Source organism: Candidatus Phytoplasma sp. AldY-WA1 (assembly GCF_020312115.2).
Taxonomy (GTDB): Bacteria; Bacillota_I; Bacilli_A; order Acholeplasmatales; family Acholeplasmataceae; genus Phytoplasma; species Phytoplasma vitis.
Map to the genome: position 1 here is coordinate 1 of NZ_JAHRHX020000136.1, position 839 is coordinate 839.

Genomic DNA, 839 nt, shown 5'->3' on the forward strand with positions numbered 1-839 from the left:
TTTTTTTGTTATTAAAATAATATATTTTAAAATAATGTAAATTTAAAGATTATAAAGTATTTATTTTGTAAAAAAACTTTTAATATTTGAAAAAATATATCAAAAAAAATAAATAATTATGTTTTTTATCTTTATTTTTGAGATTTAGAATAATTCAAATCATAAAAAAAATGATAAATGCAAATATGAATATATAATTCTAATTCAGGGAATTTATCTATTTTTGTTTTTAAAACCCAAGCTTTATTTGTATATATTTCCTTTGAATTAATTAATTTCTTTTCGATACTTTTATTTGTAATAATTTCTTTGATTTTTTCAAAAATTTGTATTGGTTTAAAATTTTCTTTTAATACAAACAAAATTAACGAAAATTTATTATCGTCATAAGTTATATTATTAATTAATTGATTAAATTTATTTTCACTTTTGGTTATAATTGAATCATTATCTTTTAACACAAAACATTCTGTTATATATTTTTTATTTAAAAAATTTATAATAATATCGGTTTTACCATGATTATTTTGTGCTTCAACATTAACTAATCCTTCAAAAGTTGAAGGATAACTATCTAAAGCTAAAGCAATATTATCTCTATAATTAAATTCTGTATCTTGGGGATTAAGGTTGTTTGTTTTTTTAAATTTTTCAATCTTTGAATATTGCTACAAATACTATTAATTATTGTAATTATTTCTTGAAAATTTTTATCATTTAACTCTTTCAATTTCGTCATTTGGATTCGTTTTATTTTCTTCCTTTTGTTCTTTTGTAAAAAACTCTTTTAAAGATTGATGAGTAATAATATTATTTTTCCATTTTTTGCGTGGATTATA

Annotated in this window: 1 protein-coding gene; it reads right to left on the reverse strand. The window is 17.4% G+C overall.

Annotated features, from left to right (window positions below; translation table 11 throughout):
- Positions 1-131: 131 nt before the first annotated feature.
- Positions 132-461: a hypothetical protein gene (locus tag KTO59_RS04460; RefSeq protein WP_284928854.1), complete on the reverse strand. Its 330-nt coding sequence runs from the start codon at positions 459-461 to the stop codon at positions 132-134.
- Between the last annotated feature and the right edge of the window lie 378 nt (positions 462-839).